The sequence below is a fragment of the Rathayibacter sp. SD072 genome, from assembly GCF_017355185.1.
GTDB lineage: Bacteria > Actinomycetota > Actinomycetes > Actinomycetales > Microbacteriaceae > Rathayibacter.
The window spans coordinates 1-16,050 of sequence record NZ_JADILJ010000021.1 but is presented as its reverse complement, the minus strand read 5'-3'; the positions used below and the strand labels follow the sequence as shown (position 1 = coordinate 16,050).

Here is a 16,050-nt window from a genome sequence, read left to right as displayed (position 1 = left end):
CATGAACCTCAACTTCATCTGGCTGGCGATCGGGCAGATCGTCGATCCCACCGTCGCGGCGTACGCCCTCGCGACGATCGGCCTGGTCATCCACTTCGGATTCACCGGCCTCCTCAACTTCGGACAGGCCGGCTTCATGGCGGTGGGCGGATACGCCTTCGCCATCACCTCGGTCAAGTTCGAGTGGCCCGTCTGGGGCTCCCTGCTCGCGACCATCGTCGCGGCGACCGTGTTCGCGCTCATCCTGGGCATCCCGACGCTGCGGCTGCGGGCCGACTACCTCTCGATCGTGACGATCGCGGCGGCCGAGATCATCCGACTGTCGGTCAAGACGCCGGAGTTCTCGGCGGTCACGGGCGGCTCAGAGGGCATCAACGGAGCGGCGCGGGCCTTCAACGACCTCAACCCGCTGCCCGAGGGCCGCTTCGGACTCGGAGTGCTCACCTACAACCAGGACCAGTGGTGGGTCAGGATCGTCGGCTGGGGCCTCGTCGGCCTCGCCTGCCTCCTGGTGTTCCTCCTGATGCGCAGCCCCTGGGGCCGCGTCATCAAGGGCATCCGCGAGGACGAGGACGCCGTGCGCTCCCTCGGCAAGAACGTCTTCTCGTACAAGATCCAGGCGCTGGTCCTGGGCGGCGTGCTGGGCGGTCTCGCCGGAGCGCTGTTCATCCTGCCCCGGTCGCTGCAGCCCGACAACTACGGCACGCAGCTGACGTTCTTCCTCTACACGATCATGCTGCTGGGCGGCGCCGCGACGGTCTTCGGACCGGTGGCCGGCTCGATCATCTTCTGGGTCGTCCTCGGTCTCACCGACGGACTGCTCACCCTGGGGATCGACACCGGCGTCCTCAGCAACGACATCATCCGCCTCACGACGGTGCAGACCGGACCCATCCGGTTCATCGTGGTGGGGGTCGCGCTCATGCTCCTGGTGATCTTCCGACCACAGGGGATCTTCGGCAAGAAGAAGGATCTGCACTTTGCCTAAAACGCCGGTCTCGGACATCACCGAGGACACCATCGTCCCCGGGGTCAAGAAGAAGGACCCCATCCTGGTCGCCGACAGCGTCAGCCGGCGCTTCGGCGGCCTGACCGCGGTCGACGTCGCGCACGTCGAGATCCCCCGCGGCTCCATCACTGCCCTGATCGGCCCCAACGGAGCCGGCAAGACCACGTTCTTCAACCTGCTGACGGGCTTCGACAAGCCCAACACCGGGCGCTGGAACTTCAAGGGCAGGAACCTCGCGAACGTCCCCGCCTACCGGGTGTCCCGGATGGGCATGGTGCGCACCTTCCAGCTCACCAAGGCCCTCGGCGGCATGACGGTGCTCGAGAACATGCTCCTCGGGGCCAAGGGGCAGAAGGGCGAGAACATCTTCACGTCGCTCATCAGGCCGCTGTGGTCGAAGGAGGAGGACACGATCGAGGCGCGCGCGATCAGCCTGCTCGAGAAGTTCAAGCTGGACACCAAGAAGGACGACTACGCGTCGAGCCTCTCGGGCGGTCAGAAGAAGCTCCTCGAGATGGCGCGGGCCCTCATGTCCGAGCCCGAGCTCGTCATGCTCGACGAGCCCATGGCCGGCGTGAACCCGGCGCTGACGCAGTCGCTCCTCGGTCACATCGTGAACCTGAAGGACGAGGGCATGACCGTCCTCTTCGTCGAGCACGACATGCACATGGTCAACACCATCGCCGACTGGGTGATCGTGATGGCCGAGGGCAAGGTCGTCGCGGAGGGCCCGCCCTCCACCGTGATGAACGACCCGGCCGTCATCGACGCGTACCTCGGCGCCCACCACGACACCGACCTCGGCACCGTCGAGGGACAGCTCGAGATCGCGGAGGAGATGGAGTCGGACCTCGTCCGCGAGGACGTCGAGCGGCAGGCGGAGGAGGCCGGCATCGTGCCGCCCGCCCACCCGGCCACCGCCCCGGCCACCGGCTCCGCGACGACCGCGCACGCCGCGGACGCCGCTCCGACGAGCGTCGCGCCCACCACGGACGCGCCCGCCGTCGACTTCGGAAAGGACGACAAGTGACCGGCAACACCCTCGAGACGCACGACCTCCACGCGGGGTACGTGCCGGGAGTCAACATCCTGAACGGCTCGAACGTCTACGTGAAGAAGGGCGAACTGGTCGGCATCATCGGCCCCAACGGAGCGGGCAAATCGACGCTCCTGAAGGCGATGTTCGGGCTGGTGAACATCCGCCAGGGCACCGTGCTGCTCAACGGCGAGGACATCACCGGCATGAAGGCCGACAAGCTCGTCTCGAAGGGCGTCGGCTTCGTGCCGCAGAACAACAACGTCTTCCCGTCGCTCACCATCGAGGAGAACCTCGAGATGGGCATGTACCAGAAGCCGAAGATGTACCGCCAGCGCCTCGAGTTCGTCACGGAGCTGTTCCCCGAGCTCACCAAGCGGCTCAAGCAGCGCTCGGGATCGCTCTCGGGTGGTGAGCGCCAGATGGTCGCCATGTCGCGCGCGCTGATGATGGATCCGTCGATGCTCCTGCTCGACGAGCCGAGCGCGGGACTGTCGCCGATGCGCCAGGACGAGACGTTCGTCAACGTCCAGCGGATCAACCGGGCCGGCGTCTCGATCATGATCGTCGAGCAGAACGCCCGCCGCGCTCTGCAGATCTGCGATCGCGGCTACGTGCTCGACCAGGGGCGCGACGCCTACGAGGGCGCGGGGCGCGAGCTCATGAACGACCCCAAGGTGATCGAGCTCTACCTGGGCACGCTCGCGACGACCAACGAGGTCACCACGAGCACCCCGACCGTCGGAGGCTGACGCCTCCGCCGCACCGTGGGGCCCGTCGTCCGCCGAGAGGCGACGGCGGGCCCTCGTCGTCCCGCGCGAGGAGGCACCGGATGAGGCGCACCGCCGCGGCCGTCGTGCCCGCCGTGCTGCTGGCGCTGCTCGCGGGCTGCGGCATCTCCCCCTCCGTCCTGCCCGACGGCGTCTCGGTGAGCATCCGGCAGAACCGCGACGACTACGGCCCGCGACGACTCGAGGTGCTCGTCGCCAACGGCACCGGTGCCGCGCTGGACGTCTGGGAGGCGCGCCTGGACTCCCCCGCGTTCACCGGTGCCGCGTGGACGGCGGAGCCCTCGACCGTGCGCGCCGGGACGACGACCGCGCTCCGGCTCCAGCTGCCGGAACCCGACTGCGGCGGCGACGCCTCCGACGGCCGGATCCGCCTCACCTGGACCACGGCGGGCACGTCCGGCACCGCCGTCGTCGTGCCGGAGGACCCCTTCGCCACTCTGGCCCGGGTCCACGCCGAGGACTGCCTCGCCGAGCGAGTCGCCGAGGTGGTGCGCGTCGAGCCCTCGGCCGAGGTGACCGTGCGGGAGGAGGTGGGCGGGCCCGTCGCGCACCTCGCCTTGACCGTGGTGCCGACCGGCGCGCCGGGATCCGTGCGGATCGAGGAGGTGCGCGGCACGATCCTCCTGCGCCCCGCCTCCGGCGACGTCTGGCCGGTCGGACGGCGGATCGACGCCGACTCGGAGCCGTTCGTGCTCGACCTCGCGATCGTGCCGGTGAACTGCAGCACGCACACCGTCTCGGAGGACAAGCGGGGCACGTTCCTCCCCGTCGTCGTCGGTCTCGAGGACGGCGCGGAGGGCGTGGTCCCGGTCGCGGTGAGCGACGCCGTGCGCGCGGCGCTGTACGACTACATCGCCTCGGACTACTGCGGCTGGAGCTGATCCGCGGGGTCGCGGACGAGACGGCCGGACGAGGATCTCTCCGCCGCCCCACCCCCCGTCGCGGGGACATCTCAGGGCGACCCTTGCCGTAATTTTGGGGACACGAGACGTCACCCCGGCGGGGTGCGCCGAGCACGATCCTCCTGGTGGGAGGCACGTTCCGGACGCAGCCCGACGGACGACGCCGCCCCCGGGCGGTGGCCGCCGCCGCTCGACCCCTATCGAAGGAGCCGCGCTTGAAGAGCTACACCCCCGCCCCCGTCGCCCTCGGCGCATCCTTCGGCACCGGTGCGATCGGCGACTACGAGCGCTGGTCGGTCGTGGGCGTGTACGCGCAGGTCGTCATCGCCGAGACCCCGAGCGGCAAGCGCCGCAGCTACAGCCGTTCGTTCGTCACGTACCGCCTGGTCCAGGAGGCCGAGCTGCTGCGCGCCTCCTAGGTCGCACCACCCGCTCCACCCCTCGAGCGCGCGTCCCCGTCAGGCGGACGCGCGCTCGATCAGTTCGGTCGGCAGGATGATGGCGGCCGGGCGCTCCCCCGCGATGCTCTGCAGCAGGAGCCGCACCATCTCGGCGCTGATGCGGCCGAAGGGCTGGCGCATGGTCGTCAGTGCGGGCTCCGTGGACAGGGCCACGCTCGAATCGTCGAAGCCGCCCACGGCGACGTCCTCGGGCACTCGGCGGCCCGCCCGCTGCAGGGCGTCGATCGCGCCGGCGGCCATCCGATCGTTCGCCGCGAAGACGGCGTCGACGTCGGGCCGGGCCTGCAGGAGCTCGGTCATCGCCGCATCGCCGCTGGACCGGCTGTAGTCGCCGTAGCGCACGAGGGACTCGTCGTACTCCTCGCCGAGCTCGCGGCGGTAGCCCGCCAGGCGCACGAGGCCCCCGGGCAGGTCGGGAGGCCCGGCGATCGTGGCGACGCGGGTGCGCCCGCGGGAGCGGAGGTAGGCGACCATCTCGCGGGCCCCCTCCTCGTCGTCCGCGGCGACGTAGCCCATCCGCTTCTCGTAGCCCAGCGGGATGCCGCAGGCGATGGCGGGGACGGCGAGGTCCTGGATCTCGCGGAGGAGCTGCTGCCCGCCGTGGGCGGAGACCAGCAGCACGCCGTCCACGTGCCCGGCGCCGAGGTAGGCGAGGGCCCGCTTCTGCTCGGCCGTGCTGCCGGCCATGATCAGCACGAGCGAGACGTCGCGCTCGGCGAGCTCGGCGGCCGCTCCGGTCAGCAGGGTCGAGAAGTTCGGGTCCTCGAACAGCAGCTGGTGCTCCTCGGTGAGGAGGAAGGCCACCGAGTTCGTGCGGTTCGTGGCGAGGCTGCGCGCGTGCGGATTGACGCGGTAGCCGGTCTTCTTGATCGCCGTCTCGACGGCGGTCTTCGCATCCGGGCTGACCCACTTGCCGCCGTTGAGGACGCGCGACACCGTTCCGCGGGAGACACCGGCCTCCAGCGCGACGTGCTCGATCGTCGGTCTCTGGCGGCCGGAGGCGGTGGTCACCCGGCCAGCTTAGGGGTCGGCTCCTCCGCCGCCCGCGGCTCGCCGACGATCACGCCTTCACCGCACCGGCGGCCAGATCGACCTTCCAGAACCGCTGCAGGACCAGGAAGATCGCGATCAGCGGGATGACCGAGAGCAGGGCTCCGGTGATGACCAGCGTGTAGAGCGACGGGGCCGAGGCGCCCTGGTTCAGCAGGCCGTTCAGACCCACCGTCAGGGGGAACAGCTCGTCGTTGCCGAGCATGATGTACGGCAGCATGAAGTTGTTCCAGATGGCCACGAACTGGAAGAGGAAGATCGTCACGAGGCCCGGGAGCAGCATCGGCGTCGCGATGCGGGTGAAGATGTACATCTCCTTGGCGCCCTCGGTGCGGGCCGCCTCGATCACGTCGGTCGGCACGGCCGCGGCCGAGTAGATCCGGGCCAGGTAGATGCCGTAGGGGCTGATGATCTGCGGCAGCAGGACGCCCCAGAAGGTGTTCGTGAGCCCGACGTTCGCGAGCAGGAAGTACTGCGGGATCGCGAGGATCACGCCGGGCACGAGCACGCCCATCAGCAGGACGTTGAAGACGACCTTCTTGCCCGGGAACTCGAACTTCGCGAGCACGTAGCCCGAGAGCGCGGAGATCCAGGTCGAGGCGATCGCGCCGAGCCCGGCGTAGAGCGCGGTGTTCAGCATCCAGCGCCAGAACAGCCCGTCGCGGTACGAGGACAGCGCGACGATGTTGTCGATGAGGTGCGTGCTGGGCGCGAGGGTGAAGGTCGAGAACAGCTCTCCGCCGTCCTTCGTCGACGCCATGAGCACCCAGAAGACGGGGAAGAGGCAGTAGATCGCACCGACGAGGAGGATCCCGGTCGAGATCGCGCTCGGCCGCTCGCGGTGCGCGAGGGGCGAGCGCGAGGAGCGCTTCGCGGGGGCGGTGGTGCCGAGGCGGGGGGCGACGGTGGTCATGGATCAGTCCTCCTGTCCGAAGGCTCGCTTCTGCACGACCCGGAGGAAGAGGAAGGAGACGATGAAGGTGGCCAGGGCGATCACGACGGAGGTCGCCGCGGCGGAGTAGATGTCGTCGCGGGTGAACGCGTCGCGGTAGACGAGCATGAGCGGGGACCAGCTCGTCGAGAGGCTGTTGGTCAGCGGGCGCAGCGTGGTCGGCTCGGCGAACACCTGCAGGGTCGCGACCATCGAGAACAGCGCGGTCATCACCAGCGCGGGCGCGAGGATCGGGATCTTGATGCGCAGGGCGATCTGCACCTCGCTGGCGCCGTCGATCCTGGCGGCCTCGTAGATGTCCGTCGGCACCGCCTTGAGCGAGGTGTAGATGACGATCATGTTGAAGCCGACACCGCCCCAGAGCGCGATGTTCGCGATACCGAAGATGACGGCGCCGGAGGAGAGCAGGCTCGGGGCGTCCCAGCCGATCCGCTCGAAGACGTAGTAGAAGGGGCTGACCGCGGGCAGGTAGAGGAAGCCCCAGAGCAGCGAGCTGATCACGGCGGGCACCGCGTAGGGCAGGAAGATCGAGATCCGCGAGAAGCCGACGGCGCGCGTGCGCTGCGAGTCGAGCAGCAGCGCGAACAGCAGGGCCAGCCCGAGCATGCACGGGATCAGGATGAGCCCGTAGAGCAGGACGCGTCCGACGCTCGCGGCGAACTCGGGGTCCGACAGCGCGGACACGTAGTTCTCGACGCCGGCGAACACCTGCTTCTGGGCGCCCGATCCCAGGCCCAGACCGCTGACCTGGCGCTTCTGGAAGCTGAGGAAGAGCGTGTAGACGATGGGTGCCGCCATGAAGGCGACGAAGAGCACGATGCCGGGAGCGAGCATCGCGTAGGGGATGCCGACCCGCGAGCGCCAGCCGGAGCGGCCGGAGCGGCGGGCGGCGGGGCGGCTCGAGCGGTTCGACGAGACGCTGCCGTCCGGTGCTCGGGTGATCGTGGGAGCGGTCATCGCTGGTCCTCGTCCTGCTTGCTGGGGTGGTCTGCGCGTGCAGTGGCGATGCCGCTGCACGGGAGGGGTGGTGCGGAGGCGGGGCCGGGGGGACCCCGCCTCCGTCACCGTCAGTTCACGGAGAAGCCGCTGGAGACCAGGTCGTCCGTCGTGATCGACTGCATCGCCTCGACCGCCTCGACGAAGGCCTGGCGGGTCTTCGCGTCGGCCGCCTTGGCGAACTCGTCGTTGTAGGCGCTGAACGCGACGTTCACGTTCGGGCCGTAGGTGAAGCTCGAGACCGTGTCGGCCGCCTCCGACGCGATGTCGTAGAAGTCGGCCTGCTGGCTGAAGAACTCCGGAGCGGTCGTCAACGCGGGGCTCGCGGCTTCGGTGGCGGCCGGGTAGACACCCGAGATGTCGGCCAGAGCGGCGACGGCCTCGGGGTCGCTGTTCAGCCAGGTGGCGAACTCGACCGCGGCCTCGACGTGGTCGGACTGCGTCGTGACGGCCGTGCTCGAGCCGCCCCAGTTGCCGTTCGAGGGGGCGGAGGCGTCCCACTGCGGGAGCGTCGCCGCGGTCCAGAGACCGGCGGTGTCGGGGGCGTTGCCGCCGAGGACGCCGGGCGCCCAGACCGAGCTGATCCAGCCGACCTGCGAGCCGTCGTTCAGACCGGCGTTCCACTCGGGCGTGTACATCGGCTTGTTGTCGATGGCGCCCTCCTCGACGAGGCCGCCCCAGTAGTCGGCGACCTGCTCGGTCGGGCCGGCGTCGATGTCGACGCCCCAGCTCTGGTCCTCGATGGACCACCAGGAGGCGCCGGCCTGCTGCGCGAGGCCGGTGAACCAGCCCGCGTCGTTCGCCGAGAACGTGCCGAGGTACTTCGACGGGTCGGCCGCGTGGACGGCGCGCGCCACCTCGGCGTACTCGTCCCAGGTGGTCGGCACCGCGAGGCCGAGGCTGTCGAGGATGTCGGTGCGGTAGTAGGCCATCATCGGGCCGGAGTCCTGCGGGATCGCGTAGACCGCGTCGCCGCCGAGGGTGACCGAGTTCCAGACGCCGTCCGAGTACTCGCCGGCCAGGTCGTCCGACACGGAGCCGGAGATGTCGGCGAGCGCGTCGGAGGAGACGAGCGTCGGGATCTTCTGGTACTCGGCCTGGATCAGGTCCGGAGCGCCGCTGCCGGCCTTGATCGCGGTGAGCAGCTTGGTGATGGCGGGGTCGCCGCCGTCCTGCTTGTTCACGGTGACCTGGATGTCGGGGTTCTGCTCGTTCCAGATGTCGACGACCTGCTCGAGGTTCGGAGCCCAGGCCCAGTAGTTCAGTGTCACGGGTCCGGACTCGCCGGCGTCGCCGGATGCGGTGCATCCGGTGAGGGTCAGGGCGGCGGCGGCCGCGGTCGCCATGGCGGCCCTGCGGAGTGATGTGCGCATTCGTCCTCCTTGTCGAAGTGCTGTGTGGTGGTGGTGCACGGGCGCTCCGACGAGGGATGGACGACGGTGTACCTGTGAGCGGTTACAGTTACACATACGGAACCGGGGACTGTCAACTCGACGGATTGCGCGGATTCAGACGGCTTCCAGGCCGACAACGCTCCCGGTCGGCCGGTCATCCCGTGCTAGAACTGGGAGCGCACACAGTTCGAAGGAGATCTCCGCATGACCACCGCCCCCAGCTCCCCCGTCGCCGACGCGGTCGCGGAGACCCCCCGCACCGCCGTGCTCGGGCGCCCCGGCAGCGCCCTCCTCGGCGGCCGCTCCGAGATCCGCTACGGCGGCGACTACAACCCCGAGCAGTGGCCGCGCGAGGTGTGGGACGAGGACATCGCCCTGATGCGCAGCGCCGGGGTGAACCTCGTCAGCATCGGCATCTTCTCGTGGGCGCTGCTCGAGCCCCGTGAGGGCGAGTACGACTTCTCGTTCCTCGACGAGCTGATCGGGCTGCTGCACGCGGCCGGCATCGACGTCGACCTCGCGACGCCGACCGCCGCGCCCCCCGCCTGGTTCTGGAAGAAGTACCCGGAGGCCCGTCCCGTCACCCGCGAGGGCGTCACGCTGGGCTGGGGCTCGCGCGGCATGGTGAGCCCGAGCTCGCCCGAGTACCGCGCCGCCTGCGTCGCGCTGACCGAGCGCCTCGCCGAGCGCTACGCCGCCCACCCCGCGGTCGTGCTCTGGCACGTCCACAACGAGTACGGCGCCCCGATCAGCGAGGACTACTCCGAGTACAGCGTCCGCGCGTTCCGCACGTGGCTCCAGCGCCGCTACGGCACGCTCGACGCGCTCAACTCCGCCTGGGGCACGCTCTTCTGGGGCCAGGTCTACGGGGAGTGGGACGAGATCGACGCGCCGCGCGTCTCGGCGAGCACCGTCAACCAGACGCAGCGGCTCGACTTCGCCCGCTTCACCTCCGACGCCCTGCTCGAGTGCTTCCGCGCCGAGCGCGACGCGATCAAGCGCTTCGCGCCGGACACCCCCGTCACCACGAACTTCATGGCGACGAACTGCCCCTCGGTCGACCTCTGGAAGTGGAGCGAGGAGGTGGACATCGTCGCCAACGACCACTACCTCGCGGCCGAGCGCCGCGACAACCACGTCCTGCTCGCGCTCGACGCCGACCTCACCCGCTCGCTGGCCGGCGGCGCCCCGTGGATCCTGATGGAGCACTCCACCTCGGCCGTCAACTGGCAGCCGCGCAACATCGCCAAGCGCCCCGGCGAGCTCGCCCGCAACAGCATGAGCCACCTCGCGCGCGGTGCCGATGCGATCCTGTACTTCCAGTTCCGCGCCTCGCGCTACGGCGCCGAGAAGTTCCACTCAGCGATGCTGCCGCACGCCGGAGTGGGCAGCCGCGTGTGGAAGGAGGTCGTCGCCCTCGGCGACGAGCTGGCCGGCCTCGGCGAGGTCCTCGGCTCCCGGGTGCACGCCCGTGCCGCGATCCTCTGGGACTGGGAGTCGTTCTGGGCCCAGGACCTCGAGTGGCGGCCGTCGGTCGAGCTCGAGCACCGCGAGCGCGTGATCGCGTACTACACCGAGCTCTGGCGCCGCGGCGTGAGCACCGACTTCGCGCACCCGCACGCCGATCTCTCCTCCTACGACATCGTCCTGGCGCCGGCGCTGTACCTCGTCGACGAGACGTCGAAGGCGAACGTCGAGAGCTACGTCCACGGGGGCGGCACGTTCGTCGCCTCGTACTTCTCGGGCGTCGTCGACCAGGACGACGCCGTGCACGCGGGCGGCGCTCCCGGTGCCTTCCGCGAGGTCCTCGGAGTGGCCGTGCCCGAGTTCCTGCCGCTGCACGCCGACGAGACCGTCGCGCTGAGCACCGGTGCCTCGGCGTCAGGCTGGGCCGAGGAGCTCGTGCTCGAGGGCGCCGTCGCGGTCGCGGACTACGTCGACGGTCCGGCGGCCGGCGGTCCGGCCGTGACGCGCCACGGATACGGATCCGGTCGCTCCTGGTACGTGTCGACCCGGGTCTCGGGCGACGATCTCGGCGCGATCGTGGAGGACGCGCTCCGCGACGCCGGCATCGAGGCCCGCCTCTCTCCCGAGGGCCTCGAGACCGTGACGCGGGTCGGGGAGGACGCCGAGTACGCGTTCTTCCTGAACCACTCCGGCGACGACGTGCTCGTCGACGCCGCGGGCGTGGAGCTGCTGACGGGAGCGGAGGCGGCCGGCACCCTGACGGTGCCCGCCGGTGCGGTTCGGGTCGTGCGCCGACCGCGCTGACGCCCGGCGATCGGGAGGGCGCCCCTCGGACCTCGGTCCGGAGGGCGCCCTCGTGTCGTTCCGGGTGCGCTCAGCAGGCCCCGCACCGACCGAAGGCGCCCGCACCATCCGCAGGGCTTCGCACCGTCTGCAGGGCCCCGCACCGTCTGCAGGCATCCGCACCGTCTGCAGGCCTTCGCTCGGTGTGCAGGGCATCCGAGCCGGAACAGCCATTCCGCCGTAGGGAGCACGACGGCACGACCGGGATCCCCTGCAGATCGCGCAGCCACCCCTCCCGCCCTCGAGACCGGAGCCGATCCGGAGCCGACGCCCCTCCCCGCGCACGCAGGAGGGGCCCGGTCCGAAGACCGAGCCCCTCCCCGTGTCACGACCGGGGTCGTGTCACCGTGGTGCTGCTACTCGAGCGAGCCGTCGACGGTCTCCTCGAACGAGGTGACGTTGCCGGCGGAGTACTTGTAGATGGACACCGAGGCCTCGCTCGGGTCGCCGTTCTCGTCGAACGAGATCGGGCCGGAGAGACCGTTGTAGTCGATGTCCTCATCGTCGGCGAGCAGGGCCGCGCAGTCCGCGTAGGTGGTGCACTCCGTGCCCTCCTTCGAGACCGACTCGAGGTTGTCGCGGATGGTCGCGCCGTCCGTCGCTCCACCCTGCAGCGCCGCGAGGGCGAGCAGGACGGTGGCGTCGTAGGACTCGGGAGCGTAGCTGAACACCGTCAGCGGGTCGTTGCCCTGCTCCTCGACGAGGGCCTGGAGGTTCGACTGGAACTCCTCCGACGCCTGGACGCCCGGGTTGGTGAACTGGGCGCCGGCGATGTCGACGTTGGTGTCCGACTCGCCGATGACGCCGTAGTTGCCGTCCGTGCCGTAGAGCTTCGAGAAGTCGAAGCCCTTCGCCGCGAGCTGCTCCGCGATCGTCTTGATCTCGTCGAACGAGATCACGACGAGCGCATCGGGGTTCGGGGCGAGCACCGTGGTCAGAGCCGAGTTGAAGTCCGTCGAGGCGGGCTCGAAGATCTCCTCCGCGGCGACGGTGGCTCCGCCGGCCTCGAGGGTCTCCTTGATGTTCTTCTGGAGACCGGTGCCGTAGGCGTCGTTCATGTACAGGATCGAGACGTTGGTCTTGCCGTCGCCCAGGATCTTGTTGCCGAGGATGCGTCCCTGGAGCACGTCCGAGGGAGCGGTGCGCCAGTAGTAGCCGTCGTCCTCGTACGTGGTGAAGTCGGGCGAGGTGTTGGCCGGCGAGACCTGCACGACGCCCGCCTGGGTCACCTGGTCGATGAAGGTCTTCGACACACCGGACGACGCCGCGCCGATGATGGCGGAGACGCCGTCGGCGATGAGCGAGGTGGCGGACTGCGTCGCGATGTCGGTCGACGTGTCTCCCGAGTCCTTCGGCTCGACCTCGATCGAGAGGCCGGCAGCGGCCTCGTTGATGTCGGCGACCGCGAGGTCGACGCCGGCGAACTCGGGCGGGCCGAGGACGGCGAGCGTCCCGGTCTGCGGCAGGATCGCGCCGATCTTGAGGGAGAGGTCGCCCGATGCGCCGCCGTCGGTGCCCGCGTCGCCGTCTCCGCCGCCGCTGGCGCAGCCGGCGAGGACGAGTGCGCTGGCGCCCAGGATGGCGACACCGCCGAGGGTTGCCCGGAGGGACCGTGCGCGAGCCGAACCGGCCTTCGCGTAAACGCCCATGTTGCTCCTTGAGAGTGATTGTCGTCAGAGCGGTGCCGGAGGCAACCGCTCGGCAAACGTAACCTTCGAGGAGGCCGTGAACAATACAAGGGTGTTACGAATGGATTTCGCGACCTGATCGTTACTTCCGGTCGCAGCAACCGCTCTCAACGACGTTATCCGTCGTTCACGCCACCAGACGGCGCCTCCGCCGCTCCGCCGCGACGAGGTCGACTGAGAAGATCGCCAGGGCCGCCCAGACCAGCCCGAAGCCGAGCCAGCGCTCGGGCGGCATCTCCTCGCCCAGCACGAACGCACCGACGAGGAACTGGAGGAACGGCGTCAGGTACTGGATGAATCCGACGATCGAGAGCGGGAGGCGGCGCGCGGCCCCCGCGAACAGCAGCAGGGGCACGGCGGTCACGATGCCCGCCGACGCGAGGATCAGCGCGTGCCCGGTCCCCTCCGTGCCGAAGGTCAGCCCGACCAGCGAGCCGACCACGGCCAGCTGCACGATCGCGAGCGGAGTCAGCCACAGCGTCTCGAGCGTCAGCCCGGCGACGGCGTCGATCCGGCCGCCCACCCGGCTCTTCACGAGCCCGTAGAAGCCGAACGAGAAGGCGAGGGCGAGCGAGACCCACGGGAACGCTCCGTACCCGACGGCGATGACCAGCACGGCCACGGCGCTGATCGCCATCGCGATCCACTGCGCCGGGCGCAGGCGCTCCCGCAGCACGAGGACGCCCAGCAGCACCGTGACGAGCGGGTTCATGAAGTAGCCCAGCGCCGCCTCGATCACGTGGCCGGTCGTCGTCGCGATGACGTACACCTGCCAGTTGACGTAGATCAGCACGCCCGCGAGAGCCATGACGCCCAAGAGCCGCGGCTCGCGGAAGAGACCGAGGAACCCGGCCCAGCTGCGGGTGACGCTCAGCAGGATCAGGCAGAAGACGAGCGAGAAGAGCACGCGGAACGCGACGATCTCGAACGGGGAGGCGGGCGCCATCGCGATGAAGTAGAGCGGCATCGCGCCCCACAGCAGATAGGCGCCGAAGCCGAACCAGAGCCCGGTGGTCGACAGACCGCCACCGGACCCCCGAGCCGGAGGCAGCGCCTCGACGCCCTCGCCCGCGGCCGCGTCGGCGGCGGTCGCCCGGGTGCTCGCGGGGGTCTGGTCGGAGGGGGTGCGGGAGGCGGACACCCCTCCGATGCTACGCAGGGCCGGAGCGGCGCGACCGCGCGGAACGGTCATCCGGGGCCCCGATCAGGCCACCGGTCGGAAGGGGGACCGACCGGGGACGACGAAGGGCCCGGCGGCCGAGGTCGCCGGGCCCTTCGTCGTGATGCGTCCTAGCGGACGACGACCGCGAGGACGTCGCGCGCCGAGAGGACCAGCAGGTCCTCGCCCGAGAACTTGACCTCGGTTCCGCCGTACTTGGAGTAGATGACCTTGTCACCCACGGCGACGTCCAGGGGGACGCGGTTGCCGTTGTCGTCGATGCGGCCGGGGCCCACGGCGACGACTTCACCCTCCTGCGGCTTCTCCTTGGCGGTGTCGGGGATGACGAGACCGGAAGCGGTCACCTGCTCCGCCTCGACCTGCTTGATGACGATGCGATCTTCGAGCGGCTTGATGGACACCGACACGGTTGACCTCTTTCTTGACGACGATGTGGCGGAGCGCGGTTCTGGCACACACGCTCCGAGAGTGCTAGATCCACTGTAGAGGCTGTGCTGGCACTCGTGCAATCAGAGTGCCAAGCCGGGCGGCGCGATCGCTCGGAGCGAGTGGCCTAGCATGGCGGGATGCACCGCGACGAGCTGGTCGAGCTCCTCTCCCCCGAGGGGCTCAGGCTCCTCGACTCCCTCGACGGGTACCGCTCGGACGACCTCGTGCGCGCGGTCGCGGCGCTCCGCTCCGCAGGCCACTCGCCCGCCCTGGTCTCGGGGGTCCTCACCCAGTCGCGGCTGCGCGAGAAGGCCCGCGGCAAGTTCGGCGAGTTCGCGCGCTCGATGCTCTTCACGGACGCCGGCCTCGAGCAGGCCACGCGGCTTCGGGTCGCCGCCCTGCACGCGGGCCGGTACGCCGGCGCCGGAGCGACGAGGATCGCCGACCTCGGCAGCGGCATCGGCGGCGACGCCCTCGCCCTCGCCGCGATCGACCTCGAGGTGACCGCCGTCGACGCGGACGAGGTCACCGCCACCCTGGCGAGCTTCAACCTGGCCCCGTTCCCCTCGGCGCGCGCAGTGCACGGCGACGCCGAGACCTTCGACCTCGAGGGCTACGACGCCGTCTACCTCGATCCGGCGCGGCGCACCGCCGGCCACCGCGAGACGGTGCGCCTGGACGACCCCGACGACTACTCCCCCTCGCTCGCCTTCGCCTTCGGCCTCGCCGAGCGCCTGCCCGTCGGCGTCAAGGTGGGTCCCGGCTTCGATCGCGAGCGGATCCCGAGCGACGCGGAGGCCCAGTGGGTGTCGGTGGACGGCGACCTGGTCGAGACCGGCCTCTGGTTCGGCGCGCTCGCGCGTCCCGGCGTCCGCCGCTCCGCCCTGCTCCTCGGCGCCCACGGGGCAGCCGAGCTGACCGCGGCCGCGGACTCCGACGACGAGGAGGTCGGGGACCTCGGCGCCTACGTGCACGAGCCCGACGGCTCCGCGATCCGCGCGCGCCTCCTGGGCGAGCTGGCCCGCTCGAGCGGCTCGCGGATGCTCTCCCCCGGCATCGCCTACCTCACCGGCGACGAGCCCGCCTCCTCGCCGTTCCTCCGCAGCTTCCGCGTGCTGGCCGAGTTACCGCTGGACGAGCGGACCCTGGCGAAGGAGCTGCGCGGACGCGGGATCGGCGTGCTCGAGATCAAGAAGCGCGGGGTCGACGTCGATCCGGCGCGGTTCCGCAAGAAGCTCGGGCTGTCCGGCCGGGGCAGCGCGGTGCTCATCCTGACGCGCGTGCAGGGCCGCCACCGCGCATTGCTGGCCGAGCGCGTCGCCTGAGCGGTCGGCTCTAGGGCCTGTTGGACAGGAGATCGCCGTCGCGAGCACGGCCTGGTCGTGCGAGCTGCAAGGAGGAAGCCGAAGGTCGATGCGGGCATCGACCGAGGATTCCGACGCCGCAGATCGTGCGATCAGGCCGAGCGGAGCACACGAGATCGTGTTCACCAGGCCCTAGGAGTTCGCCGCTCCGATCGCCACCACGAGGATCACCACGGTGACGGCGAGGTAGATCAGCGAGACGACGATTCCGGCGAGACCTGTGATGATCGCCGCCAGAGCGAACCCGCGGGCGGCGGGCTCCCGGCGCCGCCCGAGGACCCCGAGCACCACAGCGGGCGCCGAGAGGACGAAGCCGAAGCCCCAGACGGACACCGTGATGACCAGGCCCGCGATGCCGAGGATCATGCCGACGATGCTGAGCGTCTTCGGGGCGGTGGGAGGCGGGGGCGCGGACGCGTACGCATGCGGCCGGCCCGAAGGCGATCCGTAGTCCGGGGCGTCCGACGGGCCGGGAGCCGGCGGGACCC

At 70.3% G+C, this 16,050-nt stretch carries 15 protein-coding genes; 7 read left to right on the top strand and 8 right to left on the bottom strand.

Annotation, left to right across the window (positions count from 1 at the left end; all coding sequences use genetic code 11):
* Nucleotide 1: 1 nt before the first annotated feature.
* From IOC53_RS10045 to IOC53_RS10025, 5 genes are all read left to right on the top strand, one after another.
* A complete protein-coding gene (locus tag IOC53_RS10045; protein WP_207405323.1) occupies nucleotides 2-988 on the top strand; it encodes a branched-chain amino acid ABC transporter permease in 987 nt (328 codons plus the stop codon).
* Complete coding sequence (locus tag IOC53_RS10040; protein ID WP_207405321.1) at nucleotides 981-2,039, top strand: ABC transporter ATP-binding protein; 1,059 nt, start codon at nucleotides 981-983, stop codon at nucleotides 2,037-2,039. Before IOC53_RS10045 ends, IOC53_RS10040 begins: the two co-directional genes overlap by 8 nt.
* Complete coding sequence (locus tag IOC53_RS10035) at nucleotides 2,036-2,797, top strand: ABC transporter ATP-binding protein (RefSeq protein ID WP_207405318.1); 762 nt, start codon at nucleotides 2,036-2,038, stop codon at nucleotides 2,795-2,797. The genes IOC53_RS10040 and IOC53_RS10035 overlap by 4 nt, the downstream gene beginning before the upstream one ends.
* A gap of 80 nt (nucleotides 2,798-2,877) precedes the next feature.
* The gene (locus tag IOC53_RS10030) at nucleotides 2,878-3,717 is read left to right on the top strand and encodes a hypothetical protein (RefSeq protein WP_207405316.1); all 840 of its coding nucleotides are present in this window, start codon (nucleotides 2,878-2,880) and stop codon (nucleotides 3,715-3,717) included.
* 236 nt (nucleotides 3,718-3,953) lie between these two features.
* Complete coding sequence (locus IOC53_RS10025) at nucleotides 3,954-4,157, top strand: hypothetical protein (RefSeq protein WP_207405314.1); 204 nt, start codon at nucleotides 3,954-3,956, stop codon at nucleotides 4,155-4,157.
* A gap of 39 nt (nucleotides 4,158-4,196) precedes the next feature.
* Here the strand turns inward: IOC53_RS10025 and IOC53_RS10020 are convergent, their stop codons facing one another.
* The 4 genes from IOC53_RS10020 to IOC53_RS10005 all read right to left on the bottom strand — a co-directional run bounded on the left by IOC53_RS10020 (nucleotide 4,197) and on the right by IOC53_RS10005 (nucleotide 8,570).
* Nucleotides 4,197-5,210 carry a LacI family DNA-binding transcriptional regulator gene (locus tag IOC53_RS10020; RefSeq protein WP_207405311.1) on the bottom strand — a complete coding sequence of 338 codons (1,014 nt, stop codon included), beginning with the start codon at nucleotides 5,208-5,210 and terminating at the stop codon, nucleotides 4,197-4,199.
* Between the two features lie 49 nt (nucleotides 5,211-5,259).
* A complete protein-coding gene (locus tag IOC53_RS10015; protein ID WP_207405309.1) occupies nucleotides 5,260-6,162 on the bottom strand; it encodes a carbohydrate ABC transporter permease in 903 nt (300 codons plus the stop codon).
* Between the two features lie 3 nt (nucleotides 6,163-6,165).
* Complete coding sequence (locus IOC53_RS10010; protein ID WP_207405307.1) at nucleotides 6,166-7,158, bottom strand: carbohydrate ABC transporter permease; 993 nt, start codon at nucleotides 7,156-7,158, stop codon at nucleotides 6,166-6,168.
* Between the two features lie 110 nt (nucleotides 7,159-7,268).
* Nucleotides 7,269-8,570 carry an ABC transporter substrate-binding protein gene (locus IOC53_RS10005; protein ID WP_207405305.1) on the bottom strand — a complete coding sequence of 434 codons (1,302 nt, stop codon included), beginning with the start codon at nucleotides 8,568-8,570 and terminating at the stop codon, nucleotides 7,269-7,271.
* A 225-nt stretch (nucleotides 8,571-8,795) separates the two neighbouring features.
* Here IOC53_RS10005 and IOC53_RS10000 point away from each other — a divergent pair, with 225 nt between their 5' ends.
* The gene (locus IOC53_RS10000) at nucleotides 8,796-10,862 is read left to right on the top strand and encodes a beta-galactosidase (protein ID WP_207405303.1); all 2,067 of its coding nucleotides are present in this window, start codon (nucleotides 8,796-8,798) and stop codon (nucleotides 10,860-10,862) included.
* Nucleotides 10,863-11,257: 395 nt separating this feature from the next.
* Here the strand turns inward: IOC53_RS10000 and IOC53_RS09995 are convergent, their stop codons facing one another.
* The 3 genes from IOC53_RS09995 to groES all read right to left on the bottom strand — a co-directional run bounded on the left by IOC53_RS09995 (nucleotide 11,258) and on the right by groES (nucleotide 14,176).
* Nucleotides 11,258-12,550: an ABC transporter substrate-binding protein gene (locus IOC53_RS09995; protein WP_207405301.1), complete on the bottom strand. Its 1,293-nt coding sequence runs from the start codon at nucleotides 12,548-12,550 to the stop codon at nucleotides 11,258-11,260.
* Nucleotides 12,551-12,716: 166 nt separating this feature from the next.
* Entirely contained in the window at nucleotides 12,717-13,730 is a 1,014-nt protein-coding gene (gene rarD / locus IOC53_RS09990) for an EamA family transporter RarD (RefSeq protein ID WP_307786143.1), read from the bottom strand.
* Nucleotides 13,731-13,879: 149 nt separating this feature from the next.
* Complete coding sequence (groES, locus tag IOC53_RS09985) at nucleotides 13,880-14,176, bottom strand: co-chaperone GroES (RefSeq protein ID WP_055787236.1); 297 nt, start codon at nucleotides 14,174-14,176, stop codon at nucleotides 13,880-13,882.
* A 159-nt stretch (nucleotides 14,177-14,335) separates the two neighbouring features.
* Here groES and IOC53_RS09980 point away from each other — a divergent pair, with 159 nt between their 5' ends.
* Nucleotides 14,336-15,523, top strand: coding sequence for a class I SAM-dependent methyltransferase (locus IOC53_RS09980; RefSeq protein WP_207405297.1), 1,188 nt, complete (start codon nucleotides 14,336-14,338; stop codon nucleotides 15,521-15,523).
* A gap of 171 nt (nucleotides 15,524-15,694) precedes the next feature.
* Here IOC53_RS09980 and IOC53_RS09975 read toward each other — a convergent pair.
* On the bottom strand, nucleotides 15,695-16,050 hold a 356-nt coding region (locus IOC53_RS09975; protein WP_207405295.1), incomplete at its 5' end, for a DUF4190 domain-containing protein.

Excerpts from the sequence above, each read along its gene's own strand:
- IOC53_RS10045 (WP_207405323.1), top strand. The coding sequence starts at position 2 with ATGAACCTCAACTTCATCTGGCTGGCGATCGGGCAGATCGTCGATCCC.
- IOC53_RS10030 (WP_207405316.1), top strand. The coding sequence starts at position 2,878 with ATGAGGCGCACCGCCGCGGCCGTCGTGCCCGCCGTGCTGCTGGCGCTG.
- IOC53_RS10015 (WP_207405309.1), bottom strand. The coding sequence starts at position 6,162 with ATGACCACCGTCGCCCCCCGCCTCGGCACCACCGCCCCCGCGAAGCGC.
- IOC53_RS10010 (WP_207405307.1), bottom strand. The coding sequence starts at position 7,158 with ATGACCGCTCCCACGATCACCCGAGCACCGGACGGCAGCGTCTCGTCG.
- IOC53_RS10005 (WP_207405305.1), bottom strand. The coding sequence starts at position 8,570 with ATGCGCACATCACTCCGCAGGGCCGCCATGGCGACCGCGGCCGCCGCC.
- IOC53_RS10000 (WP_207405303.1), top strand. The coding sequence starts at position 8,796 with ATGACCACCGCCCCCAGCTCCCCCGTCGCCGACGCGGTCGCGGAGACC.
- IOC53_RS09995 (WP_207405301.1), bottom strand. The coding sequence starts at position 12,550 with ATGGGCGTTTACGCGAAGGCCGGTTCGGCTCGCGCACGGTCCCTCCGG.
- IOC53_RS09980 (WP_207405297.1), top strand. The coding sequence starts at position 14,336 with ATGCACCGCGACGAGCTGGTCGAGCTCCTCTCCCCCGAGGGGCTCAGG.